We start from the raw sequence: 23,628 nt of genomic DNA, 5'->3' as shown, positions 1-23,628 counted from the left end.
GTTCATGAAAAAAGCGGGCCAGGCCCAGGGCCCGGCCCGCTTTCACGGGTCCATCGACAGCAGCAGTCTTACTTTTGCTGCTGCAGCAGCACCAGCCAGTACTTGGCCAGGTCGCCGGCGCCGCCGCCGCCCTTGACGGTCTGGAAGGTCGAGATCGCTTCGGCTTTCTTGCCGGCGCGAACTTGCGCCATGCCGAGGCGCAGCTTGGCTTCTTCCGCGTTCTTCAGGCCGCCCTTGGCGATACCTTGCTGGATGAAGCCGACGCCCTTGTCGCCCTGGTCCATGGTCGCGTACGCCCAACCCAGGTTGACGAGGCCGGCGCCGGTCTTGGCCTTGGATGCGCCTGCTTCGCCGGCAGCGATATTCTTGGCATCGTCTGCTGCGCCCTTGTTGGCCTTGTCGCGCAGTGCGCTGTGGGTCTTGGCATTGGCGCCTTTGCCCAGCACGCCGGCAGCGTAACCGGCATCCATGGTTTTCTTTGCTTCGGTCGGGAAACCGTCACGCAGCGACAGCTCGGCCAGGTCGACATATTCCTCGGCTGCCATCTGCTTGACGGCAGCAGCTTCCAGGCGATACACGTTGATCATGTTGGTCTGCGCATCGAAGCCCGACTTGCGTGCCACGCCGCGGTTGAGCAGGTCGGTCCAGAAGTCGTCGCTCGGGTAGTGGGCAACCAGCTTTTCCAGTGCGACCAGGTAACCGGCATCGTCCTTGACCTTGTTGGCCGACGAGGCCAGGAGGCGCAGGTCTTCTTCGCTTGGCTTCTGGCCGGCTTTTTCGGTGGCTTCGATCGCTGGCAGCAGTGCTGCCTTGGCGCTGGCGTAATCGCCGCCCAGGTAGTAGGCGCGGGTCAGTGGCGCGGCGACTTTTTCAGGCGTCGGGCTTTCTTTCTGGTAGCGCTTGAACCACTCGATCGCCTTCGGGTAATCCTTGGCGTTGTAGTGCATGTTCGCCAGGGCCTGGATGAAGTCGGCCTGCTCGTTTGCCGACAGGCGGCCCGATGCGATGACGGCTTCGAGGGCCGGGATCGAGATGGCGTTGTCGTTCGTTGCCGAACCCAGCGACAGCTTCATGCGGTTGACGACGTAGTCTTCGTACGGCGTGCGGTTCGGGAACGCTTCGGCCTGCGTCACGCGGCTCTGGATTTCGGCGTAATTCTTTGCATCCATCAGCGGCTTGATCTGCGCCGGGTCGAGCAGCTTGAACAGCTCTGGGCGGACGGTGTCCTTCGGCGCAGCAGCGGCGGCAGCGGCAGGCTTGTCCTGTGCGTGGACGGCAGGAATCACGGCAGCGGAGCTCAGGCCGACGGCGGCCAGCATCAGGCAGAGGCGGGCGAGACGGAATTGGGACATTGGTTATCCTTCTATCTAGACAAAAAATATACGAAATGTGCGTTTTGCAATATAGCAAAAATGCCAAGCTCGGACAAAAAAGTATTGTCCCATATATCCAGCTTTTTCTGGATTGGCAATTGTGCCGCAGCACGGCCCGCCGTGCCCGTGTCGTTACATCGCGTTACTTTGCCGCTGTCACGGCCCGTCAAAACCCGGTACCGGGCAGACCCCTGGCGCGTCGATCTCGCCAGCCAGCCAGGCCACGGCCGCAGCCAGCGCCGGCGACGCGAAGCCATAGGTGAGCAGCGCAGGACCGGGAAAATCGAGCGCCTGGTATGGATTCCACAAGGCCAGATGCAAATCGGGTCGCCAGGTCGCGCAGGCCTGAGGCCCATAGCGGCGGCGCGCCGTCGAGGCCAGGATCGTGAAGCGGCCGTCGGCCGGCAGCGCGTTCCAGTCGAAAGTCTCGCTGTCAGCGAAGGTCACCAGGTCGACGTCGTACAGCTGCGACAGCGCTGCCGCGATACTGGCAGCCGGCACGCCGGCTTCCGACACGCCGTCGCTGACCACGTCGGCACGTGCAACCAGGCGTACGCGCGCGCTGCGCGGTGGGCGCTGTGGCGAGCGCAGCGCCGTTAGGCCTGCGCGCCAGGCGCGCGCCATCAGTGCGCGATCATCCGGTTCGGCCGCGTAGGCAACCGCACCGGCCGGATGCGCATCGGCTAGCTTGCCAAGGCGCGCCAGGCGTGCCTGCACGGCGGCCAGTGGCAGCACGTTGTCGCGGATCGCGGCGGCGATCGCGTGCACGGTCTCGATTTGCGTAGCGCGCGTGCCGATGGCCATGACCATGTCGGCGCCGGCCACCAGCGCATTGACGGCCGCCTGGCCGACGCCATAGCGGTGCGCGATCGCGTGCATGTCCATGCCGTCGGTGATGATCACGCCGTCGTAGCCGAATTGCTCGCGCAGCACGCCGGTGAGGATCGCATGCGACATGGTGGCCGGATTGACAGGGTCCAACGCCGGATAGACGATGTGGGCCGTCATCATGGCCGGTGCGTGGGGCGCCGCAATCCGGAACGGCGCGAATTCGAACTGTTCGAGGTCGGCGCGCGATTTGTCGACGTAGGGCAGGTCGCGGTGCGAATCGACGTGCGTGTCGCCGTGGCCGGGGAAGTGCTTGACGCAGCAGGCCACGCCTTCGCGCTCGCTGCCTTCCATCCAGGCCAGCGCAATGCGTGTCGCCTGGTCGGGATCAGCGCCGAACGAGCGCTCGGCAATTACCGGGTTGCGCGGGTTGTTGTTCAGGTCGAGCACCGGCGCGAAGTTCCAGTTGAAGCCCAGCGCACGCACCGCGCGCGCCACGGCCGCGCCAACGTCGCGCGCCAGGTCCGGATCATTGGCTGCGCCGAGCGCCATCGCGCTGGGCGGGGCCGGCACCCAGGTCGAACGCACGACGGCGCCGCCTTCCTGGTCGAGGGCGATCAGCGCTTGCGGGCCGATCGCGTCACGCAGCGCGCCCGTGAAGCCGGTCAGTTGCGGCGCGTCGCGCATGTTCTGGCGGAACAGACAGGCGCCGCGAATGCGGTAGGTACGCAGGAAGGCGTCGGTCTCGGCATCGAGTTCGGTGCCGAACAGGCGCACCATCACCAGTTGGCCGGCCAGGTCGAGGTAGTCGTTCATGGTCGAGATTCAGGCGGTTAGTTCGTCTTGGTGACTTTGCTCAGGTGGCGCGGCTGGTCGGCATTCATGCCGCGCGCCGCCGACAGTGTGGCCGCCATTGTATAAAACGCCTGCGCCGCGACGATCGGATCGAGGTCGGGAATGGCGGCGGTGGGCAGCGTCAGGTCGCGGCTGGCGATATCGGCCGGCGCGGCGAGCAGCACGCGCGCGCCCCGTGCACGCATGTCGTCGGCCAGCGCCACCAGGCTGGCCTGGGTCGGGCCGCGCGTTGCGAAGATCAGCAGCGGATAGCCGTCCTCGATCAGCGCCATCGGGCCATGCTTGATCTCGGCGCCCGAAAACGCTTCGGCCTGCAGCGCCGAGGTTTCCTTGAATTTGAGCGCCGCCTCGAGCGCCAATGGGAAGCTGATGCCGCGACCCACCACCATGATGTTGCGCGCCGGCGCCAGCACGTCGATGGCGGCCGACCAGTCGCCGTCCTGGCCGAAACTGCGCGCGGCGCGCAGCGCGTCGGGCAGGGCGGCGATGCCGTCCTTCAGTTCGGGGTCGTTCTGCCAATCGGCGACCAGACGCGCGCCGGCTACCAGGCTGGCGATGAAGCTCTTGGTCGCAGCCACGCTCTGCTCCTTGCCGGCATAGAGCGGCATCGTCCACTCGGCGGCGTCGGCCAGCGGCGAAGCGGCGTCGTTCACCAGCGCCACCGTCACGGCCCCGCCGGCGCGGAAGTACTGCATCGGTTCGACCACGTCGGGACTCTGGCCCGATTGCGAAATGGCGATGGCCAGCGTGTCGCGCGCGATGATCGGCGACTTGTACAGCGTGATGAGCGACATCGGCAGCGACGTCACCAGGCGGCCCATGCGCGACATGATCAGGTAGGCCAGGTAGCCCGACGCGTGATCCGAGCTGCCGCGCGCCACCGTGACTGCGCTGTGCAACTGGGTCGCACGGAGCTGTTCGCCCAGCGCGGCGTAGCGGTCGGCGTCCTGCGTCAGGGCGTGGGCGATGCAGTCGCCCGATGACAGGGCCTCTTGCAGCATCAGCGATTGGTGACCGTCAGCGGTGGCGGGCGTGGCATTCACAGGCATTCTCCTTCGATATAAACAGCTTTGATGTTCAGTGCGCGGTCCAGGACCACGAAGTCGGCGTGACAGCCAGGCGCCAGGCGGCCGCGCCGGGTTTCGCCGAGGTAGTCGGCGGCGTTGGTCGAGACGCGCTTGCTGGCGTCTTCGATCGACAGCCCCATGCCCACCAGGTTGCGCAGCGCCTGGTCCATCGTCAGCGTGCTGCCGGCCAGCGTGCCGTCGGCCAGGCGCACGCCGCCCATGCATTTGTGGACCACCTGGCGGCCCAGCATGTACTCGCCATCGGGCATGCCGGCCGCCGCCGTCGAATCGGTCACGCAGAACAATTTGGGGATGCAGCGCAGGGCAGTGCGGATCGCGCCCGGGTGCACGTGCATCAGGTCGGGGATGATCTCGGCGTATTCGGCGTGCGCGAGCGCGGCGCCGACCATGCCGGGGTCGCGGTGGTGCAGGCCGGGCATGGCGTTGAACAGGTGCGTGAAGCCGGCCGCGCCGTGTGCAAGCGCTGCCACGCCGACGTCGTAATCGCCGTTCGTGTGGCCGATCTGGACCCGGATGCCGGCCTTCGTCAACTGCCGCACGAGGGCCATGTGGCCGTCGATCTCGGGCGCCACGGTGATGAGTTTCATCGGCGCCAGTGCGTGAAAGCGCATGACTTCATCGAGATGCGCTTCGCGCGCGAACGGTGGCTGGGCACCGAGTTTGCCAGAGTTGATGTACGGGCCTTCCAGGTGCACGCCAAGGATGCGCGCCTCGCCCTTGCCACGCGCCGCGCAGGCCGCGCCGATGGCGGTCAAAGCCCGGTCGATGTCTTCGACGGGCGCGGTCATGGTCGTGGCGAGCAGGCTGGTGGTGCCGTGCTTCGCGTGCAGCGCGGCGATCACGTGCGGGGCGTCGCCGCCTTCCATCATGTCGCGGCCCGCGCCGCCGTGCACGTGCACGTCGATAAAGCCTGGCACGATGTAGACATCGTCGTTGTTGGCCGGGTCGACCCGGCGGCCGTCGATGCCGTCAACGCGCGCGCCGAAGCGCAGTGCGCCGTGCACCCAGCCGGCCGGTGTGAGGATGTTGCCCTTGATGGGGCGGCGAGTGTCGTTGGTCATGTGTTGGCGTCCTTCAGATGCAGTTCGATCATGCGCAGCGCGCCGGCGGCGGAGTCGCCATGCGGGGCACTGCAGCGCGCCAGCGTTTCGGCCGGCAGGTAAGCGCGCAGCGTTTCACCCAGGCCGCCGCACAGCGCCAGCGGCAAGCTGCCCGACGGGTCGAGTGCGCGTGCGATGCGGGCCGCTTCTGCGCCCGCCTGTGTCAGGATCCCGGCGGCCACGGGATCGGTGGCGCCGTGCGCCACGACAAAGCGCGCCAGGCCTGCGTAGTCGGTCTGCGTGGCGTGGCCGAGCCAGACCTGGATCGGATCACGCGCGCCGCCGCAGGCGCCAATCACGGCGTCGGCAAAGGCGCCGCCTTCGGCTCGGCCGTCGAGCACCTGCTGGATGTGGCCGATCGCGCGCAGGCCCATCCAGGCGCCGCCCGCTTCGTCGCCGGCCGGGAAGCCCCAGCCGCCCACTTCGACCCGCGTGCCATCTGGCCGCAGGGCTTCGCCGACGCTGCCGGTGCCGATGGCGACAATCGCGCCGGGCTGCCCGCCATGGGCGCCCATCAGCGTCGTGAAGCCGTCGGTGTCGAGGACCAGGGCGCCAAAGCCCGGATCGGCGGCGCGAAAGGCGGCCGCCCATTCCTTGTTGTGGACACCGGCCATGCCCAGGCCGATTGCGCAGGCGGGCATGGGGACGGTGTCGATGCCGATTGCGGCGAAGGCCTGGCTGGTGGCGGCAAGCACCGCGCTCCAGGCCTTGTCGATGCCGTGGCGCAGACCGGATGCGCCGCTGCTGCCGGTGGCGAGCACGGCGCCGTCGCGGCCGGCCAGGCGCACGCGGGTGTTGGTGCCGCCGCCGTCAACGCCAATGAGATAGTCGATCATGGTGTGCAATGAGTGCCGGTAAAAGGGTCATCGCACTATAGGCAGCGCACTTTGGCATGTCAACAGGTATTTAACTGGTATTGATTATGATGAGAGGCCAGCTCAGCCTCGCGCTTCAGCTAAAGAGTGAATTTCCAATCCGGTCAACGAATTGGTATCGCAATTGGTATGGCCTCTGGCTCAATTGGCTTACTGCACATTTGCCTATGGGAAAAGAGGCAACTTGCCGGGTCAGCAAAGTGGTATCGTTTGTGGACTATCCCAAGCGAATGACCCGATGCCTGACCTCTTGCCCCCGCACCTCCCGCCGTCGAACCTGGCGTTTGCCACCGGTGGCGGGGACATGGGCGCGCTGCTGCGCGCGCTCGACTGGGCGCATCATCCGCTTGGCCCGCTGGCGACCTGGTCGCAACCACTGCGCACCGCAGTGAGCCTGATGCTCGGTGCGCGCCAGCCCATGTATGTGGCCTGGGGGCCGGCGCTGCACCTGCTCTACAACGATGCCTATCGCGTCGTTCTGGGCGCGCGCGGCGCGCATCCCGAACAGACGTTGGGCCAGCCGTTTGCCGAGGTCTGGGCCGATGTCTGGGACGAGGTCCGCCCGATGCTGTCTGCCACGCTGCAGGGCAATCCGGTGCACGAAGAAGACCATGGCTTCATCGTGCACCGCAACGGCTACCCGGAGCAGATCTACGCCACCTTCTCGACCATCGCGCTGCGCGACGAAGCGGGGCAGGTGGCCGGCGTGTGCTGCATGTGCGCCGAAACCACGGCCCAGGTGCTGGCCGCGCAACAGCGCGACCACGCGCTGCACGAGCTGGAAACGACCAATGAAAAGCTGCGCATTGCGGCCGATGCCGGCGAATTCGGTCTGTTCGACCATTCGCTGATCCAGTGCGACATCGTCTGGAACACGCACGCGCGTACGCATTTCGGCGTGCCGCCCGACGGGCCGGTGACCCACACCCTGATCGATGCCGCGTTCCATCCGGACGACCGCGAGCGCGTCGTGGCCAGGGTAGCGGCGCTGCTGGCTGCGCCCGGAGATGGCCACTACCGCGACGAATACCGCACGGTGAGCCCTATCGATGGCCGCGAACGCTGGATCGCGGCCAGCGGGCGCCTGCTGCGCGATGCTGAAGGCGCCCCGGAGCGCCTGGTCGGCACCACGCTCGATATCACCAGCCGCAAGCTGTTCGAAGCAAGCGCGCGCGCCACCGCCAACGAAGCCATGGCCGCGGCCGAAGCGAACGCCAAGTTCCGCACGTTCTTCGAGCAGGGCACGCACTTCGGGATCCTGATGACACCGGGCGGCACGCTGATCGAAGCCAATCACGTGGCCCTTGACGCCGGCGGCTACGCGCGCGGCGACGTGCTGGGGCGCCCGTTCCAGGCCTGCGGCTGGTGGAGCGGTTCGTCCAAGGTGGCGGCGGAGATTGCGGCCTGCGTCGCGCTGGCTGCGGGCGGCGAGCGTGTGCGCTGCGAGCTGCCGTACTTCGTGGCGGGCGGCGGCGAGCGCTTCATCGATCTCGTCATCGCGCCGGTCATGGGTGACGACGGCGCCTTGCTGTTCGTGGCCGCCACCGGCAGCGACATCACCGAGCGGCGCCAGGTCGAAGAGCGCCTGCGCATGCTCGACGCGATCGGCGAAGCCACGCGCGTCGCGCACGATCCGAAGACGATCATGGACGAGGCCACACGCCTGCTGGGCCAATACCTGGACGTCACGCGCGTGGCCTATGCGGACGTCGAGGCCGACAACGACCGCTTCACGATCCGCCACGACTGGGTGACGCCGGGCGCGGTCAGCACCGTGGGCGTGTATTCGCTCGATCTGTTCGGCTCGCGCGCCCGCGCCGACATGCGCGAAGGCCGCACGCTGCTGATCCACGACGTCGAGCGCGAACTGACGGACGAAGACGGCGCCGCGATGTTCACCCAGATCGATGTGCGGGCCATCATCTGCTGCCCGCTGGTCAAGGGCGGCAGGCTGGCAGCGATGATGGCAGTGCACCAGCGCACACCGCGTGTCTGGACGGCGGGCGAGGTGGCGCTGGTCGAGGCGGTAGTGGAGCGCTGCTGGGCGCACATCGAGCGGGTGCGCGCCAGTGAAGCGCTGCACGACGCCGACCGCCGCAAGTCGGAGTTTCTCGCCACGCTGGCGCACGAGCTGCGCAACCCGCTGGCGCCGATCCGCAACGGCCTCGAAATCATGCGCATGGGCGCGGACAAGCCGGGCAGCGCCTTGCGGCTGGGTGGCGTGCGGGCGATGATGGAGCGCCAGGTCGGCCACATGGTCCACTTGATCAACGACCTGCTCGACATCGCGCGCGTCTCGAGCGGCAAGCTGGTGCTGCAGATGCAGCCGGTCGACCTGCGTGATGTGATCGCAACGGCCATCGAAATCAGCAAGCCGCTGATCGACGCTGCCGGTCATGAGTTGGCGGTCGATCTGCCGCTGTTGCCGGTGCCGGTCGACGTCGACCCGGTGCGCATCAGCCAGGTGGTGAGCAACCTGCTGTCGAATGCGGCCAAGTACACGCCGCAGGGCGGGCGTATCGTGCTCACGGCGCGCGTCGAGGGTGACGAAGCGGTGGTGACGGTGCGCGATAACGGCGTGGGCATCGCGGCCGACATGCTGGCGGCCGTGTTCGAGATGTTCACCCAGGTGGCGCGCAGCATCGAGCGCGCCAACGGCGGACTGGGGATCGGGCTTTCGCTCGTGCAGCGCCTGGTGGAACTGCATGGCGGCGCGGTCAGCGCGCAGAGCGCCGGCGTGGGCCTGGGCAGCAGCTTTGCCGTGCGCCTGCCGTTGATGACGGCGGCGCTCGTCGCTTCGCCGGAGCCTGCGCCGGCCGGCGCGCAGCATGGCGGGCAAGGCGTCGCATTGCAGGTGCTGGTCGCGGACGACAATGTCGATGCCGCCGCCACGCTGGCGGCGCTGCTCGAGATTGCCGGCCACACGGTGCGCGTCGTGCATGACGGCGCGGCGGCGGTGGAAGAGGCCGCGCGCTTCCAGCCTGACCTCGTGTTCCTCGATATCGGCATGCCGTTCATGGACGGCTACGAAGCGGCGCGCCGCCTGCGCCAGCTGCCCGCGCTCGATGGCGTCATGCTGGTGGCGCTGACTGGCTGGGGCACCGAGGAAGACCGCGCCCGCTCGCGCGCGGCGGGTTTTGATCGCCATCTGCTCAAGCCGGCCTTGCCGGACGACGTCGAGGCGGTGCTGGCCGCAGCAACTGCAGCAACGGCGGCAACGGCGGCAACAGCGCGTGCGCCGGCGTGATCCGGCACTTGGCTGCCCGGGCGCCACGCAGTGTCATAATGGGCGCCGCTGAAGGAGAGTATCGCCATGATCCGCCCGGTTCTTGCCTGCCGTACCAATAAGCTGCTGCTGCTCGCCGGCCTCGTGCTGGCCTGCGCCGCAACGGGAGCAGGCGCGGCGCCATCGACGTTCGGGCCGGTGATCGGCAGCGCGCTCCTGTGCCGCAGCCAGCTCGATAACGCCTACTTCCACGCCTATCTCACCGAGTTTTTCGGCCCGGCCTACAAGCGCGAGGGCGGGGCCTACTGGTTCCGCACCGAGGCGTCGCTGTGGGGTTCAAAGGTGGAACAAGTGATGGTCAGCGACGACACGAGCGCCGTGGTGTTCGTGGCCGCGATCCTCGAGGCCAAGCCCGACGAACTGGAAAAGTCGGTGCGCGCCGCTGCAGGTACGCCGTTTCGCGCGGCCGATGGCTCACGCTACCCGTTGCGCAAGTCGATCCCCGGCAGCACGATCGCTTACGCGAACGACAAAAGCAAAATATACTGCGCCAAGTTCAAGCCGCTGAGCGGCCCGCAGAGCATCCCGCCGAGCATCCGTTAGTCATTCATGTACAACCACTATTTCCAGCTCACGCACTCGCCATTTTCGATCGCCCCCGATCCGCGCTACCTGTTCATGAGCGAGCGGCATCGCGAAGCGCTGGCGCACCTGTTGTACGGGATCGGCAGCGGCGGCGGCTTCGTGCTGCTCACCGGCGAGATCGGCGCCGGCAAGACCACGGTCTGCCGCTGCTTCATCGAGCAGGTGCCCGCGAACTGCCGCCTGGCCTACATCTTCAATCCGCGCCTGACGGCGCAGGAGCTGCTGCAGACCGTGTGCGACGAGCTGCATATCGAGGTGGCGCCGGCCGCCGCTGGCGCGGGCGTGAAGGGGTATGTGGATGCGATCAACCGCTACCTGCTGGCGTCGCACGCGCAGGGCCTGAACAACGTGCTGGTGATCGACGAGGCGCAGAACCTGTCGAGCGACGTGCTCGAACAACTGCGCCTGCTGACCAATCTCGAAACCAGCGAGCGCAAGCTGCTGCAGATCATCCTGATCGGCCAGCCCGAACTGCGCACGATGCTCGCACGCCCCGAACTCGAACAACTGGCCCAGCGCGTGATCGCACGCTACCACCTGGGACCACTGGGCGAAGCCGAAACGGGCGCGTATATCGCGCACCGGCTGGCCGTGGCCGGCGCGGTCGGCGTGCCATTCCCGCCCGCCCTGACGCCGCTGGTGCACCGCCTGGCGCATGGCGTGCCGCGCCGGATCAACCTGCTGTGCGACCGCGCGCTGCTGGGCGCCTATGTGGAAAACAGTCCGCAGGTCACGCGCGCCATCCTGCGCCGGGCAGCCGCCGAAGTCTTTGCCGACGATCCGGCCGCGCGCCGTGCACCGCGCCGCTGGCCGCTGCTGGCCGGCGGCGCGCTGGCCTGCGTGGCGCTGGGCGCGGCGGCGTGGCAGATGCTGCCGCAGCATGCGGCGGTACCTACGGTCGCCGCCGTTGCTGCGGTCAAGCCGGCGCCGGTGGCGTTGGCCACGCCGAAGCCTGCCGCGATCCCGGTCGCGGCGCCCGTCGCCGCACCGGGCGCGCCGCTGCCGACGCTCGAGAACGAGACCGCGGCGCTGGGCGCACTGGCGGCGCTGTGGGGGCCGTCATTTGCCAACCTGGCCGGCGCCGATCCGAAGGCGATCTGCGAGGCTGCGCTGCACGCCAATCTGCGCTGCCATGCGGGGCGGGGCGGCCTGTATGAGCTGCGCCTGCTCGACCGGCCGGCGGTGGTCACGCTGCACGACGGCCCGCGCACCGGCTATGCAGTGCTGGTCGGGCTGGACGAGCGCAGCGTCACGCTGGCGCAGGGCGACCGGCGCGAACGAATCGACATCGCGGCCTTCGTCGCGCGCTTCGGTGGCGAGTTCACCACCTTCTGGCGGATGCCGGCGGCGTTTCGCGATGTCGTCGCCCAGGGCGACCGCGGGCCGGACGTCGACTGGATCGCCCAACGACTTGCAGGCCTGCACAGCGCCACGGCGCCGGCGCTCGATGCGCCGCTCGACGCGCGCACCAAAGAGTGGCTGCGCGCCTTCCAGGCCGCACAAGACCTGAAGGCGGATGGCGTGGCCGGGCCGCGCACTTATATGCGTCTGAACCAGTTGTCGAACGTGGCCGAGCCCCGTTTGCTGGCCGCTGGCGGGACGGGAAGCTGATATGTCGTACATCCTCGAAGCACTCAAGAAGGCGCAAGCCGAACGCCAGCTGGGCAACGCCCCGACCATCCACGCACCGGCGCCGTCGTACGCCGCGCCGCGCGCAGGGCAGGGCGCGCGTGGGCGCTACCTGGCGCTTGGCGTGGGCGTCGTCGTGGTCGCCGCAGCCGTGGCGCTGCTGTGGCCGCGCTTTGCGGGCGAGGCGCCGGTGCGGCTGGCAGTCGTGACGCCGCCTGCAGCGGTGCTGGCGACTGCGCCGGCGACTGTGCCCGCGACTGTGCCGGCTACCTCTCCGGTAGCGACGCCGGCACCGCCCGCTGCTGTCATCCCCGCACCCGCCCCGGTTGTTCAGCGTGCACCCGCACCTGCACCGGTGGTCGAAACCCGGCCGGTACGTGTGAAGCCCGCACCGGCGCCGGTCGTGCCGGCGGCATCATCATCACCACAGCCGTCACCGCAGCAGCGCGAGGCGGCAACAGCGCCTGCCACCGTGGCCCAGCAACCAGTCGGCGACGACCAGCTGCGCACGCTGCAGCAACTGCCGGATGCCCTGCAGCGTGAAATCCCGAAGGTGGTCTTTGGCGGCTACATCTATTCGCCGACGCCTGGCGAGAGCCTGCTGCTGGTCGACAAGATGCTGCGCCGCGAAGGCGAGGAGGTGGCGCCGGGTCTCGTGCTCGAGCGGCTCACGCCGAAGGCCGCCGTGATGAATTACCGTGGAACCCGCTACCGTGCTGCCTACTGAATCGGAACCGCGCGTATCCGGCCCCGTGCTGGCAGTGGTCGGCTGGTCGGGCAGCGGCAAGACGACGCTGCTCGAGCATCTCGTCGCTGGCCTGTCCGGTGCCGGCCTGCGCGTCAATATCGTCAAGCACAGCCACCACGATATCGAGCTCGAGCCGCCGCGCAAGGACAGTGCGCGCCTGCGCCTGGCCGGAGCGGCCGAGGTGATGGTCGCCTCGCCGTACCGGATCGCCATCATGCGTGAGCTGCGCGCCGCCCCCGAGCCGCCGCTGGCCGAGCTGCTGGCGCGTCTGTCGCCCGCCGACCTGACGCTGGTGGAGGGTTACAAGTGGGAGTCGCTGCCGAAGCTGGAAGTGCATCGCCCGGCGCTGGACAAGCCGGCCTTGTACGTCGACGATGCGACGATCGTGGCGGTGGTGTCGGATGTGGCCCGTCCCGCGACGCTGCGCGCCGGCGTGGCCTGGCTCGACCTGAACGACATCGGCGCGGTGCTGGCCTGGGTAGGCAAATGGGCCGGCGCCAACCCTCAAGTTCTGGCTGGCGGTGTCGTTAAAGACTGACGAGTCTTATTCTGGAGGAAGATATGGACGTCACGAATATTGCCAAGCTGTCGACCAGCATGGCAGAAACGGGTATCCGTCAGGAAGTGGGCATGACGATGCTCAAGCGCGCCATGGACATCGAAGCCTCTTCGGCAGCGCAGATGATCGCGTCGATTCCGCAGGCGCAGAACCTGCCGGCACACCTGGGCAACTCGATCAACACGAAGGCGTGAGCAACCCGGCGCGATGCCGGGTTTTTTCGTTATAGCGTAGTGTGTAGCTTAGTGAAACGCGCGCAGGATGCGCGATTCGCCCGAGCGGTCCGCGAACTGCTCGTTGGCCAGGCGCGTGGCGGCCATCATGCGTTCGAGCTGTGCGTCTTCGAAGCGCGACAGTTCTTCATTCGCCGCTTCCAGCGCCAGAGACAGTTTGGTCCGGGCGCTCTGGTACAGCTCGCTCGAGTATTGATCCGTGTTCTTGAGCAGTTCTTCCGCGTTTTCGATCACGAGACGCAGGTCACCGATGAGTTGCTCTTGAGACTGTACGCGGGTTTCCGGGGTTTGCATCGATTTCACCTATAAGCCGTTGATTAACGTCTTAAAATATAAACAATGAAGCCCTGTTCTGTTTGTTAGGCCGCAAACATAAGAAGCTGTCTTTCTGTCTATTTTTTAGCGAACCGTGATTTCGACGTCGCCCAGCGTGACGACCTGGCCGGTGCGGATCTTGGCCGTCTTGCGCAGTTCCTGCTTGCCGTCGACCTTCACCACGCCACTGGCGACCAGGTTCTTGCCGGCGCCGCCGCTGTCGACCAGACCGGCTAGCTTGAGCAACTGGTTGACTTCGACAAATTCCGATGTCAACTCGAATTCGATTTTTTGCATGTTTTCCTCGGGTGTGAAAAGGGCGGCCTGATGGTTACAAGGCCGCCCGGGTACTGGGTATTTATTCGACCGGATCGGGCCGCGTCATATCGATCGGCACGATCCACTGGTCAAACTGCTGATCGTCGACGAAACCGCTCTGCAAGGCTGCCTGGCGCAGGGTCAGGCCTTCCTTCGATGCGGTCTTGGCAATCTGCGCGGCGCGATCATACCCGATGTGCGGGGCCAGTGCCGTCACCAGCATCAGCGATTTTTCCATCAGCTCGCCGATCCGGACCAGGTTCGGCTCGATCCCCTGGGCGCAGTGCGTGTCGAACGAGCGCATGCCGTCGGCCAGCAGGCGCGCACTTTGCAGGAAGTTATGCGCGATCATCGGCTTGAACACATTGAGCTCGAAGTTGCCCTGCGAGCCGCCGACGGTGATCGCGACATCGTTGCCGAACACCTGGCAGCAGAGCATCGTCAATGCTTCGCACTGGGTCGGATTGACCTTGCCCGGCATGATCGAGCTGCCCGGTTCATTTTCGGGGATGGTAATTTCGCCCAGGCCCGAGCGCGGGCCGGACGCCATCCAGCGGATGTCGTTGGCGATTTTCATCAGCGCCGTGGCCAGCAGCTTGAAGGCGCCATGGGCCGAGACCATGGCATCATGCCCGGCGAGCGCCATGAACTTGTTCGGCGCCGACTTGAACGACAGGCCGGTGCGCGAACCGAGTTCGGCCGCGATGCGCGGTGCGAAATCGGGATGGGCATTCAGGCCCGTGCCTACGGCGGTGCCGCCGGCCGCCAGTTGCAGCAGGCCCGACAAGGTGGACTTGAGCGCGCTTTCGGCAAATTCGAGCTGGGCCACGTAGCCAGAGAATTCCTGGCCGAGCGTCAGTGGCGTCGCATCCTGCAGGTGGGTGCGGCCGATCTTGACGATCGGCTCGAAGTCGCGCGACTTGCGCAGCAGCGTGCCGCGCAATTGCGCCAGGGCAGGCAGGACTTCCTTGGCCAGTGCCCAGGCCGCAGCCACGTGCATTGCGGTGGGGAAGATATCGTTGGATGACTGGCCCATATTGACGTGGTCGTTCGGGTGCAGCAGGCGTGCTTCGCCGCGCTCGCCGCCGAGCAGCTCGGAGCCGCGATTGGCCAGCACCTCGTTCATGTTCATATTGCTTTGCGTGCCTGAACCGGTCTGCCACACGGCCAGCGGGAATTCGCCCGGATGGCGCCCGTCGAGCACTTCGTCGGCCGCGCGGATGATGGCGTCGGCCTTGTCGGCTGGCAGCTTGCCCAGCGAGCGGTTGACGGCGGCCGCGGCGCGCTTGACCTGGGCGAGGGCGGCGACCAGTTCGGGCGCCATGCGCTCGGTCGAGATGTGGAAGTGGTGAAGCGAGCGCTGGGTCTGCGCACCCCACAAATTGTTCTGTGGCACTTCGATGGGACCAAAGCTGTCTTTCTCAATCCTGTTTTCCATGGACATGTCCTGATATGCAAGAGGCTGGGATTAAAGAGTTTATCCCAATGTCCGTTAATGACGCTTGGGCTTCACTTTTGTTAGTTGCTATGGCCAGCCGCCTCCCTGTATTCATCACGTGTGCTTTGCTCTCCTGCGGCGTCGGCGCAGCCGAGCTCGGCGAACCGCGCATCAGTTCGTATATCGGCCAGCCGCTGGTGCTGGAACTCGAGCTGACCGCGCTGGCCTCGCCCGCGACCCCGGTCCAGGCACGCCTGGCGCACCCGGACGTGTACCGGGGCGCGAACATCGGCATGCCGGCCGTGCTGTCGACGCTGGGCATGCGTGTGAGCCAGCGCGATGGCCGTCAGTTCCTGCGCGTGACGTCGTCGGCGCCCGTTGAATCAGGCCGCCTGCATCTATACCTTGATCTGGCCGATGGTGGGATGCGCGATGTGCGTCTCGTGACGCTCTTCATTGCGCCGAATCCGAATCCGCCGGCACCAGTTGTTCCATTACCGACGCCGGCGCCGGCGCCGGTACCGGTGCCCCTGCCCATGCCCGCGAAAGCGCCGGCGCCGGTCGTGGTGGATCTTTCTGCTGCGCCCGTTTCTGCACCCGCTGCGGCGGCCAAGCCGATAACGGTCAAGCCAAAGCCACCGAAACCGCCGAAGGTGCTGAAGCCGCCACATCCGGCCACGCCGGCGACGCCGGTCGTCGCCGAGAAAGTGGCGCCCGCGCCTGAGCCTGCTGCAGTTACACCAACGTCGACGCCAGTGCCCAAGCCGCTGCCTGTTGCCTTGCCTGCACCTGCATCTGCCGCAACTTGCGCGCCAGCATCCTCGGTCGACAATGCAACCGTGTGCGCCGCACTCGATGTCAAGAATGCCCAGTTGCGCGAGCAGATCGGCACGCTGGAAGACAAGGTACGGGTACTGCAGGTGGCGCTGGGCGCCAGCCCGTCCGCCGTCGTGCAGGACAAGGTCGCGCCCCGGGCCGCGCCACGGCCATCCCGCAAGCGGCCTGCGCCGGAACCGGAAGCATCCACGCCGTGGGGCTGGATCGCCGGCGCAGTGGTCGCCGTCATGGGGCTGGTAGGTGGCACGCTGTTCCTCCTGCGCCGCCGCAAGCGGGCAGCGCCGATGATTCAGCCCATGCCGCGCGCTTCGCTGATGGCCCGTCTGCGTCAGCGCTTCGCGCGCAAAACAAAGGCGCCGGCGCCGGTCGAACCACAGCTGGACGAGTCACACAATGAAATGTCTACACAACTTTGATTTTGCACTATAATTGCTTCGTGATCGACAAGGTCACAGACAGCACAGGGTCTGGCGCAGTCACCAACGATAGGTGGCGCGATCAGCAGACGACCGTTGAGGAAACGCCTGTGTCTGGAAGCAGTTCGCTTGCCTACGGTGGCAACGGACGCCGGCAGCAACCGGCACGAGGCGACGCCAGCAGATAGCTGGGGTTCGTCCTCTCACCGAATTCGCCACCCGGCTTCTAGCCCGTGGCCACCAAAGCGCCCACCGGGCGCTTTTTTGTTGCCCGTGTCCATTAGCCACCTTTCTTTTGCCTGCCCATAAAAAAAGCACCCGAAGGTGCCTTGATCGATGAGCCAATGGCGGATCAGTGTGCGTGCAGGGCGCGACCGACTTGATCGTCCCATGGATCGGTCACGTCGCGAATGGCGCGGTCGTTGGCCATCAATTGTTTCAACAGGTCGACCTTGCTGAGGCGCTTGGCGCCTGTCAGTTCCGGCATGCCAGCGACTGCCGGGGCTGCCTGAGCCCGGGCTTCCATATTCAATTGTGCGAACTCGTGCCAGTCGCCGGCCTTGGCGGCATGCGTCATCTGGCCTGTCAGGCCAGCCAGGTTTTCGTACATCGCAAGGACATCATCTGCGTTCATAAGGTTACCAAAGCATAATTTCTCAGGCCGGATTACCGGTTGTCTGAATCATTTACGGATGGACTTGTGGAAACTTTAGGGTAATCAAGGAAATATTTTTAATGTTTTTTGCATGGATGGGCATTCCGCAAGCAGTTCCCCCACTGGCATACTATGCGCATGAACCATGACGACATCTCCCGCAGTACTCTCCAACACTACAACGAGCATGCCGAGGATTTTTTTGCCGGTACGATTGACCATGACGTAAGTCAAAACATTGCTGCTTTGCTGGGTACGATCACAACGCCAGCGCCGCACACGATCCTCGACCTGGGTTGCGGGCCCGGGCGCGACCTCAAGACCTTCAGCGGCCTCGGCCATCGCGCCATTGGCGTGGACGGCAGCGAACGGTTTGTCGCCATGGCCCGCGAATACAGTGGTTGCGAGGTATGGCAGCAGGATTTCCTGCACCTGGATTTGCCGCCGGCGCTGTTCGATGGCATTTTTGCCAATGCGGTGCTGTTCCACGTTCCCAGCGCGGCGTTGCCGCACACGCTCGATCAGTTGTTCGGCACGCTCAAACCGGGCGGGGTGCTGTTCACGTCGAACCCGCGGGGCGACAATCAGGAAGGCTGGAACGGCGAGCGCTACGGCACCTACCATGACTACGACAGCTGGGAGCGCTTCCTGCTTGCGGCCGGCTTCGTGGCACTGCATCACTATTACCGGCCGCCCGGTTTGCCGCGCGAACAACAACCGTGGCTGGCAAGTGTCTGGCGCAAACCCATGTGTTAAGCGCCGCACAGAACTAACCGAAAGTTACTCCTAGTGTGAAGTCTCATCCACGTCACGGGCAAGGAGATTGCAATGAACAAGGATCAAGTCAAGGGCAAGACCAAGGAAGTCGCCGGCAAGGTGCAGCAGAAAGTCGGCGAAGCCGTTGGCAGCCGCCAGCAGCAGAGCGAAGGCTTGTCGAACCAGGCGGAAGGTAAGGCCCAGAAGAAAGTTGGCGACGTCAAGGATATTGCGAAAGGCAATCGCTGATGCATCTCCGCTGATGTATCGCTGCTGATTCGTACTGCAGCATCAACAACAAAGCCGCGCTGTGCGCGGCTTTGCTTTTATCAGGACGCTTTCGCGGGTCTATCTGCGGGTCTGTCACCCAGTATGTCTTCGATATACAGCATCTTCACCAGCACGGACAGTACAGCCGCCAGTGGCGTGGCCAGCGCGACGCCCGCGAAGCCGAACAGTGTGCCGAAGATCAGTTGCATCACGATTACGAGTGCGGGCGGCAGGTCGATGGCTTTTGCCTCGATCATTGGCTGCAGCACATAACCTTCGAGCATGTTGATCGCTGCAAACAGCAGCAGTGCATACAGCGCCAGGTCAGGGCTGATTGACAGCGCCAGCAAGACGGCCGGGATGCCCGCCATGATCGGACCGAGGTAGGGGATGAAGTCGAGCAGGCCCGCGATCACGCCCAGGATCAGTGCAAGAGGCACGCCGAGCATGCTGAGGCCAATCGCTGTGGTGACGCCCACGATCAGCATCGACACGGCCTTGCCTAGCAGCCAGCTGGACAGGTTGTCGCCCATCTCCTGCATGACCTCACGTGCGCGGCCACGCTTCTGTTGCGGCACGAGACGGATAAACCCTCCAGTGTAGACACCCGGCGACGCGGCAAAATAAATGCCCACGAAAATGATGATGACAATATTGCCCAGCGCACCGATGACGCCACTGAAGAACAGGCCGGCATTTGGCACGAGCGAACTCATCTGCTTGACGATGTCTTCGGGTGGCGGCAGCTCCGCCACGAGGCGCTTGAGCAGAGGATGTTGCGCGACTTCAGCTTGCAGGCGCTCGACGGCGGCGGGGATCTCCTTGGCCAGCTGACCCGACTGCTCGGAAATCTGCGGCGCCATCGCCCAGCCGCCCAGGCCAAAGATGGCGGTCAGCAGCAGCACGACGATGACCAGGGCGATATTGCGCTTGATGCCCGTGCGTTGATGCAGCAGCGCGCTTAGTTTGTAGAGCAGGATCGAAAACAGGATGCAGGCAAAGATCAGCAGCAAGGCGTCAGCAGCGAGCACGACCGCTGCCAGTCCCAGGATGAATAGGACGCCGATACCGTTGACGAGTGTGACGCGGCGCGCGAGCTTGCGCTGGGTGAGGGGAGTCTCGGGGGCCGTTGCGTCGGAAGATGGCGGTGTGTGGGGATTCATGATGGTGTTCGATCGCGCATTAGAATGTTATTGGAACTGGTGTAGTTAAAACCGCTTTACGACAACTGGTGTAGTTACAGCCGGTGTTAGTAAAACGATAGCATTCTTAACGGCAAGATGGCGCAGCGTTCGATCGTTGCACTAAGTGCGTGCGCTAACAGAAGAGCTGAAAGCATTGCGTTAATCTGTACTCATCGCATCGCCAACCGGCCATGCCAAATCACAGGAGATCACCATGAACAAAGACCAAGTCGAAGGCAAACTGAAAGAAGTTGGCGGCAAAATCCAAGAAGGCGCCGGCAAGCTGGTGGACAGCAAGGAACAGCAGGCCAAAGGTCTGGCGAACCAGGTTGAAGGCAAAGTCCAGAACGCAGCTGGCGACGTGCGCGAAGCAGCAGAAGATGCAGCTGACGACGCAGCTGACCGCGCAAACCGTCCACGTCCATAATACGGATTCCCTCACCAGCCGCAATTAGCGCTAGGTGAGTGGACGAAGAAAAAGCCGCATCGTTTCCGATGCGGCTTTTTTACGTCGGGCGCAACAGCCTTATTTTGCCGGTGTCTCGGCCAGGTGGCGCTTGAAGTACGATTCGATCAAGCCATACACGTGGCGCTGGTTGGTACGTCCCGAGATGCCGTGCTTGGCGCCTGGATACGTCATCAGGTCGAACTGCACATTGCGCTTGACGAGCTCATCGATCAGGAGCGTGGTGTTCGAGAACAGCACGTTGTCGTCGGCCATGCCGTGCACCAGCAACAGTGGCGACTTCATGCCATCCAGGTGGGCAAACACGCCGCTGCGCTTGTACGCTTCCGGGTCGCCCTTCGGCGTCGCGCCGACGAACTGTTCGGTGTAATGGGTGTCGTACAGCGACCAGTCGGTCACCGGCGCCACCGACACGCCCATTGCGATCTTGTCCGATGCGGCCGAGAGCAGACGCAGCGTCATGAAACCGCCGTAGCTCCAGCCGAACACGCCGATGCGCTTTGGATCGACAAAGCTCTGCTTGGCCAGCCAGTCGATGCCGGTCACCTGGTCTTCGACTTCGTGCTTGCCCAGATTGTTGTACAGCACGTCGGTGAAGGCACGCTCGCGGCGGCCCGAGCCACGGTTATCGAGGCGGAACACCACGAAACCCTGCTGCGCCATGTACTGGTCAAAATAATTGCCCCAGGCGCGGGTCACGCGCTGCGAGTGCGGGCCGCCATAGGTGAACAGGAACACCGGATAGCGCTTGCTTGCATCGAAATTGGCCGGCTTGATGATCGAATAGTGCAGCGTCTGGCCATCGTTGGCCTTCATCGTGCCGTATTCGGTGGCCAGGTGGTCGGCCATGTGGCGCGTGTACGGGTGGTTGGCATTGAGCTCGTTCTTTTCGATCCACTCGACCATCGCGCCATCGGCGCGGCGGATCGATACTTGCGGCGGCGTGCGCGGATTCGAATAGGTGTCGACAAACAATTTGCCATTGCCGGCAAACGCTGCGTCGTGCCAGCCGTCGCCCTGCGTGATGCGGGCCGGCTTGTCGGCGCTGCTGCCGTCCAGGGCCAGCGCATAGGTCTGCTTGTCGATCACGGCGTCGCGGTTCGACGACACGTACACCTTGCCGGCGCCTTCATCGACCGCCAGCACATCGTCCACGCCCCACGTACCGCGCGAGATCGGATGCAGCAGCTTGCCGTCCAGGTCGTACAGGTACAGGTGGTTGTAGCCGCTGCGCTCCGAGGCCCAGATGAAGGCCTTGCGGTTCTTCAGGAAGCGCAGATCGTTGTGGATGCTGACCCAGGTCTTGGAGTTTTCCGAAAACAATGGGCGCTGCGCCAGCGAGCCGACGTCGACAGCCACCAGATCGAGGCGCTTCTGGTCGCGCGTCTGGCGCTGGTACACGAGCGTCTTGGCATCGGCGCTGAAATCGGCGCGCACCAGATAGATGTCCTTGTCCGCGCCCAGGTCGACCTTGCGTTGCACGCCGGTGGCTGGGTCGACCAGCATCAGGTCGATCAGCACGTTCGGATCGCCCGCGGCCGGGTAATGCTGATCGATCACCTCGGTGCGATCGGCGAAGATCTCGAAGCGGCGCACGACCGGTACCGGCGCTTCATCGTAGCGGCGATAGGCAATGGCCGAATCGTCCGGCGCCCAGTAGTAGCCGGTGGTCTGGCTCATTTCTTCCTGCGCGATGAACTCGGCCGCGCCGTTGTGCACGGTGCCCTTGCCATCGGTGGTCAACTGGCGCTCGGCGCCGCTTTTCAGGTCGATCACGACCAGGTTCTGGTCACGCACGAACGAAACATAGCGGCCGCGCGGCGAGATTTTCGGATCGGTCACGCTGCCCGAGGCAACCTTGCGCGCGTTCTCTGGCTTGGCGGCATCGACGAGGTACAGGTCACCACCGATCGGCACCAGCAATTGCTTGCCGTCCGGCGACCAGAAATAATTCAGGATGCCCGACAGGCCGGCAGTGCGGGCGCGCTCGCGGCGTGCTTTTTCCTCGATCGACAAGGCCTCGTTCGGCACCAGTTGCTTGGAATCCACCAGGCGCTGCGTGGCCTTGCTCTTGGTATTGTATTCCCACAGGTCGAGACGGTACTGGTCGTCGGCGCGCGGGCGCAGGAAGGTCACGCGCTCACCGTCGGGCGACACGCGCAGATTGCGCACACTGGCGCCGGCCAGCGAAGCGTCGCCATAAATACGGTCGAGGGTCAGACGTTCAGCCATGGCAGGAACGGCCGTGAGAGCGGCCAGAAGGACGAGGAGAGGGCGCATAGTTTCTCTGATGGATGTTTAATTGACAGCAACCGCGAGACGATACCAGAGTCAGACTGCCAGCGCTGTAATGACATGTCACATAAATTAAACCGCCAACGTTTTCGCCACACCCTCACGGATACGCTGGCGCGCCAGCTTCTCGAATTGCCAGGTCAGCAGCACCGCCGCGACGGTCAACGCGAACACGAGGCCGATCCAGAACCCAGTGGCCTCCATCGGCGCGGCGGGCGTCCACGGAAACCATTGCGGCGCCAGCCCCAGCACGCAACCGAGTGGCAGCGACAAGCCCCAGAACGAGACCAGTTGGATCACCATCGGCGGGCGCGTCACCTGGTAGCCGCGAATGGCCGAGGCGGTGGCCACCTGGGTCGCATCCGACAACTGGAACAGCGCCGCGAACAGCAGTAGGTGGGCCGTCACCTGCTGCACGGCCGGATCGGATGTGTAGGCGGCTGCGATTTCCCAGCGGAAGATGGCGATGAACAATGCTGCGAGCGCCCCGAACGTCAGCGACACGCCCACGCCGACCCAGCCGACGAAGCGCGCCCGCACCGGGTCGCCTTCGCCCATTGCCTGGCCGACGCGGGTGAGCATGCCAATGGCGAAACTGAGTGGCAGCATGAACACGAGCGACGCAAAATTGAGCGCGATCTGGTGCGCCGAGACTTGCACGACGCCATAGCGCGCGACCAGCAGGCTGATCAGGCCAAAGGCGCTGACCTCGGCAAAATACGTCACGCCGATCGGCAGTCCCAGGCGCAGCATGCTGCCGATGGCCTTTGCATCCGGGCCTTCGAAGCGGTTGAACGGGTAGGTCATGCGGTAGGCCGGCGAGCGCCGCACCCACCACAGCATCACGCCCAGCATCAGCCACATGCCGCTGGCCGTGGCAATCGCGCAGCCGACTGCACCCAGGCGCGGGAAGCCCAGCTCGCCAAACACGAGCAACCAGCTCACCAGGGTGTTGTACAGCAGACCGAAAATGGCGATCCACATGATCGGCTTGGTCTGGTTGATGCTCGTCGTGTACCCGTACAGCGCGCGGTAGACACCAAAGGCCGGCAAGCCGACGCTGATCACGTGCACGACCAGCGACGCCCGCGCGGCCACATGGACATCCAGCCCGACGTGGTCGAACAGCAGCGTGCACAGGTTGGCAAACAGCATCGCAATGGTGCCGACCAACAGGCCTTTCCACATTGCCTGGCGCACCGAGTGGGGCACCTGGTCGTGCCGCGCGGCGCCCATTTCGTGCGCGACGACGGTATTGATCGCCATCATCGTGCCCATCACGGTGACCAGCACGATCGACCACACGGCCGTGCCAAGCGACACCGCCGCCAGTTCTTCGGCGCTGACGTGCCCGGTCATGGCGACATCGACCACGCCCATCCCGACCGTGGCCAGCTGGCCGACCAGCACGGGCCACGACAGGCGCCACAGGGTGAGAATTTCGGTACGGATCGGTGTGGCGGAGGTGGTCATGATGCAGGCTCGGCTTAGGGAACCCGTGATTTTACTGACTTATTGT

The 23,628-nt window shown here is 65.1% G+C and carries 22 protein-coding genes; 10 read left to right on the top strand and 12 right to left on the bottom strand.

The features are described from left to right. Window positions 1-68 precede the first annotated feature (68 nt). From NX775_RS11910 to NX775_RS11890, 5 genes are all read right to left on the bottom strand, one after another. A complete protein-coding gene (locus NX775_RS11910; RefSeq protein WP_258836209.1) occupies window positions 69-1,352 on the bottom strand; it encodes a tetratricopeptide repeat protein in 1,284 nt (427 codons plus the stop codon). Window positions 1,353-1,529: 177 nt separating this feature from the next. After that, window positions 1,530-3,017 (bottom strand): glycoside hydrolase family 3 protein, encoded by a 1,488-nt coding sequence (locus tag NX775_RS11905; RefSeq protein WP_258836208.1) that lies wholly within the window; start codon window positions 3,015-3,017, stop codon window positions 1,530-1,532. 17 nt (window positions 3,018-3,034) lie between these two features. Then, window positions 3,035-4,057: an SIS domain-containing protein gene (locus tag NX775_RS11900; RefSeq protein ID WP_258836745.1), complete on the bottom strand. Its 1,023-nt coding sequence runs from the start codon at window positions 4,055-4,057 to the stop codon at window positions 3,035-3,037. 38 nt (window positions 4,058-4,095) lie between these two features. Then, window positions 4,096-5,205, bottom strand: coding sequence for an N-acetylglucosamine-6-phosphate deacetylase (gene nagA / locus NX775_RS11895; RefSeq protein ID WP_258836207.1), 1,110 nt, complete (start codon window positions 5,203-5,205; stop codon window positions 4,096-4,098). After that, window positions 5,202-6,080, bottom strand: a complete 879-nt coding sequence (locus NX775_RS11890) for a glucosamine kinase nucleotide-binding domain-containing protein (protein ID WP_258836206.1) — start codon at window positions 6,078-6,080, stop codon at window positions 5,202-5,204. The genes nagA and NX775_RS11890 overlap by 4 nt, the downstream gene beginning before the upstream one ends. 277 nt (window positions 6,081-6,357) lie before the next feature. On the opposite strand from NX775_RS11890, the gene NX775_RS11885 reads away from it, so the two are divergent. From NX775_RS11885 to NX775_RS11860, 6 genes are all read left to right on the top strand, one after another. Then, window positions 6,358-9,366 (top strand): hybrid sensor histidine kinase/response regulator, encoded by a 3,009-nt coding sequence (locus tag NX775_RS11885; protein ID WP_258836205.1) that lies wholly within the window; start codon window positions 6,358-6,360, stop codon window positions 9,364-9,366. A 66-nt stretch (window positions 9,367-9,432) separates the two neighbouring features. After that, the gene (locus NX775_RS11880) at window positions 9,433-9,948 is read left to right on the top strand and encodes a hypothetical protein (protein ID WP_258836204.1); all 516 of its coding nucleotides are present in this window, start codon (window positions 9,433-9,435) and stop codon (window positions 9,946-9,948) included. 6 nt (window positions 9,949-9,954) lie between these two features. Next, on the top strand, window positions 9,955-11,601 hold the full coding sequence (locus tag NX775_RS11875; RefSeq protein WP_258836203.1) for an AAA family ATPase: 1,647 nt from the start codon (window positions 9,955-9,957) through the stop codon (window positions 11,599-11,601). 1 nt (window position 11,602) lies between these two features. Next, complete coding sequence (locus NX775_RS11870; RefSeq protein ID WP_258836202.1) at window positions 11,603-12,346, top strand: general secretion pathway protein GspB; 744 nt, start codon at window positions 11,603-11,605, stop codon at window positions 12,344-12,346. Beyond that, entirely contained in the window at window positions 12,318-12,905 is a 588-nt protein-coding gene (gene mobB, locus NX775_RS11865) for a molybdopterin-guanine dinucleotide biosynthesis protein B (RefSeq protein ID WP_258836201.1), read from the top strand. The genes NX775_RS11870 and mobB overlap by 29 nt, the downstream gene beginning before the upstream one ends. 23 nt (window positions 12,906-12,928) lie before the next feature. Next, window positions 12,929-13,120, top strand: a complete 192-nt coding sequence (locus NX775_RS11860) for a YjfB family protein (protein ID WP_258836200.1) — start codon at window positions 12,929-12,931, stop codon at window positions 13,118-13,120. Between the two features lie 48 nt (window positions 13,121-13,168). On the opposite strand, the gene NX775_RS11855 is transcribed toward NX775_RS11860, so the two are convergent. The 3 genes from NX775_RS11855 to fumC form a co-directional block, all read right to left on the bottom strand. Then, a complete protein-coding gene (locus tag NX775_RS11855; RefSeq protein WP_258836199.1) occupies window positions 13,169-13,453 on the bottom strand; it encodes a DUF883 domain-containing protein in 285 nt (94 codons plus the stop codon). Between the two features lie 105 nt (window positions 13,454-13,558). Then, window positions 13,559-13,771 carry an RNA-binding S4 domain-containing protein gene (locus NX775_RS11850; protein WP_258836198.1) on the bottom strand — a complete coding sequence of 71 codons (213 nt, stop codon included), beginning with the start codon at window positions 13,769-13,771 and terminating at the stop codon, window positions 13,559-13,561. A 61-nt stretch (window positions 13,772-13,832) separates the two neighbouring features. After that, window positions 13,833-15,230 (bottom strand): class II fumarate hydratase, encoded by a 1,398-nt coding sequence (gene fumC / locus NX775_RS11845; RefSeq protein WP_258836197.1) that lies wholly within the window; start codon window positions 15,228-15,230, stop codon window positions 13,833-13,835. A gap of 89 nt (window positions 15,231-15,319) precedes the next feature. On the opposite strand from fumC, the gene NX775_RS11840 reads away from it, so the two are divergent. Then, on the top strand, window positions 15,320-16,483 hold the full coding sequence (locus tag NX775_RS11840; protein WP_258836196.1) for a FimV/HubP-related protein: 1,164 nt from the start codon (window positions 15,320-15,322) through the stop codon (window positions 16,481-16,483). Window positions 16,484-16,835: 352 nt separating this feature from the next. Here NX775_RS11840 and NX775_RS11835 read toward each other — a convergent pair whose 3' ends face one another. Next, window positions 16,836-17,117, bottom strand: a complete 282-nt coding sequence (locus tag NX775_RS11835) for a flagellar protein FliT (RefSeq protein WP_183550013.1) — start codon at window positions 17,115-17,117, stop codon at window positions 16,836-16,838. 159 nt (window positions 17,118-17,276) lie between these two features. Between NX775_RS11835 and NX775_RS11830 the strand changes: the two genes are divergently transcribed. Both NX775_RS11830 and NX775_RS11825 read left to right on the top strand, forming a co-directional pair. Further along, window positions 17,277-17,894 (top strand): class I SAM-dependent methyltransferase, encoded by a 618-nt coding sequence (locus NX775_RS11830; protein WP_370660577.1) that lies wholly within the window; start codon window positions 17,277-17,279, stop codon window positions 17,892-17,894. Window positions 17,895-17,966: 72 nt separating this feature from the next. Then, complete coding sequence (locus NX775_RS11825) at window positions 17,967-18,143, top strand: CsbD family protein (protein WP_258836194.1); 177 nt, start codon at window positions 17,967-17,969, stop codon at window positions 18,141-18,143. 80 nt (window positions 18,144-18,223) lie between these two features. Here NX775_RS11825 and NX775_RS11820 read toward each other — a convergent pair whose 3' ends face one another. Then, entirely contained in the window at window positions 18,224-19,327 is a 1,104-nt protein-coding gene (locus tag NX775_RS11820) for an AI-2E family transporter (protein WP_258836193.1), read from the bottom strand. A gap of 235 nt (window positions 19,328-19,562) precedes the next feature. On the opposite strand from NX775_RS11820, the gene NX775_RS11815 reads away from it, so the two are divergent. After that, entirely contained in the window at window positions 19,563-19,775 is a 213-nt protein-coding gene (locus NX775_RS11815; RefSeq protein ID WP_258836192.1) for a CsbD family protein, read from the top strand. Between the two features lie 99 nt (window positions 19,776-19,874). On the opposite strand, the gene NX775_RS11810 is transcribed toward NX775_RS11815, so the two are convergent. Next, on the bottom strand, window positions 19,875-22,094 hold the full coding sequence (locus NX775_RS11810; protein ID WP_258836191.1) for a S9 family peptidase: 2,220 nt from the start codon (window positions 22,092-22,094) through the stop codon (window positions 19,875-19,877). Between the two features lie 87 nt (window positions 22,095-22,181). Continuing rightward, complete coding sequence (locus NX775_RS11805) at window positions 22,182-23,582, bottom strand: MATE family efflux transporter (protein WP_258836190.1); 1,401 nt, start codon at window positions 23,580-23,582, stop codon at window positions 22,182-22,184. Window positions 23,583-23,628 lie beyond the last annotated feature (46 nt).

This window comes from Massilia aurea, assembly GCF_024753205.1.
GTDB lineage: Bacteria > Pseudomonadota > Gammaproteobacteria > Burkholderiales > Burkholderiaceae_D > Telluria > Telluria aurea.
The sequence above is the reverse complement of the archived record's forward strand: the minus strand, read 5'-3'. Positions and strand labels throughout refer to the sequence as shown.

What these genes read in the sequence shown, in the direction of transcription:
- NX775_RS11910 (WP_258836209.1), bottom strand. Translation starts at nt 1,352, where the DNA reads ATGTCCCAATTCCGTCTCGCCCGCCTCTGCCTGATGCTGGCCGCCGTC.
- NX775_RS11905 (WP_258836208.1), bottom strand. Translation starts at nt 3,017, where the DNA reads ATGAACGACTACCTCGACCTGGCCGGCCAACTGGTGATGGTGCGCCTG.
- NX775_RS11900 (WP_258836745.1), bottom strand. Translation starts at nt 4,057, where the DNA reads ATGCTGCAAGAGGCCCTGTCATCGGGCGACTGCATCGCCCACGCCCTG.
- nagA (WP_258836207.1), bottom strand. Translation starts at nt 5,205, where the DNA reads ATGACCAACGACACTCGCCGCCCCATCAAGGGCAACATCCTCACACCG.
- NX775_RS11890 (WP_258836206.1), bottom strand. Translation starts at nt 6,080, where the DNA reads ATGATCGACTATCTCATTGGCGTTGACGGCGGCGGCACCAACACCCGC.
- NX775_RS11885 (WP_258836205.1), top strand. Translation starts at nt 6,358, where the DNA reads ATGCCTGACCTCTTGCCCCCGCACCTCCCGCCGTCGAACCTGGCGTTT.
- NX775_RS11880 (WP_258836204.1), top strand. Translation starts at nt 9,433, where the DNA reads ATGATCCGCCCGGTTCTTGCCTGCCGTACCAATAAGCTGCTGCTGCTC.
- NX775_RS11875 (WP_258836203.1), top strand. Translation starts at nt 9,955, where the DNA reads ATGTACAACCACTATTTCCAGCTCACGCACTCGCCATTTTCGATCGCC.
- NX775_RS11870 (WP_258836202.1), top strand. Translation starts at nt 11,603, where the DNA reads ATGTCGTACATCCTCGAAGCACTCAAGAAGGCGCAAGCCGAACGCCAG.
- NX775_RS11860 (WP_258836200.1), top strand. Translation starts at nt 12,929, where the DNA reads ATGGACGTCACGAATATTGCCAAGCTGTCGACCAGCATGGCAGAAACG.
- NX775_RS11855 (WP_258836199.1), bottom strand. Translation starts at nt 13,453, where the DNA reads ATGCAAACCCCGGAAACCCGCGTACAGTCTCAAGAGCAACTCATCGGT.
- NX775_RS11850 (WP_258836198.1), bottom strand. Translation starts at nt 13,771, where the DNA reads ATGCAAAAAATCGAATTCGAGTTGACATCGGAATTTGTCGAAGTCAAC.
- fumC (WP_258836197.1), bottom strand. Translation starts at nt 15,230, where the DNA reads ATGGAAAACAGGATTGAGAAAGACAGCTTTGGTCCCATCGAAGTGCCA.
- NX775_RS11840 (WP_258836196.1), top strand. Translation starts at nt 15,320, where the DNA reads ATGGCCAGCCGCCTCCCTGTATTCATCACGTGTGCTTTGCTCTCCTGC.
- NX775_RS11835 (WP_183550013.1), bottom strand. Translation starts at nt 17,117, where the DNA reads ATGAACGCAGATGATGTCCTTGCGATGTACGAAAACCTGGCTGGCCTG.
- NX775_RS11830 (WP_370660577.1), top strand. Translation starts at nt 17,277, where the DNA reads ATGAACCATGACGACATCTCCCGCAGTACTCTCCAACACTACAACGAG.
- NX775_RS11825 (WP_258836194.1), top strand. Translation starts at nt 17,967, where the DNA reads ATGAACAAGGATCAAGTCAAGGGCAAGACCAAGGAAGTCGCCGGCAAG.
- NX775_RS11820 (WP_258836193.1), bottom strand. Translation starts at nt 19,327, where the DNA reads ATGAATCCCCACACACCGCCATCTTCCGACGCAACGGCCCCCGAGACT.
- NX775_RS11815 (WP_258836192.1), top strand. Translation starts at nt 19,563, where the DNA reads ATGAACAAAGACCAAGTCGAAGGCAAACTGAAAGAAGTTGGCGGCAAA.
- NX775_RS11810 (WP_258836191.1), bottom strand. Translation starts at nt 22,094, where the DNA reads ATGCGCCCTCTCCTCGTCCTTCTGGCCGCTCTCACGGCCGTTCCTGCC.
- NX775_RS11805 (WP_258836190.1), bottom strand. Translation starts at nt 23,582, where the DNA reads ATGACCACCTCCGCCACACCGATCCGTACCGAAATTCTCACCCTGTGG.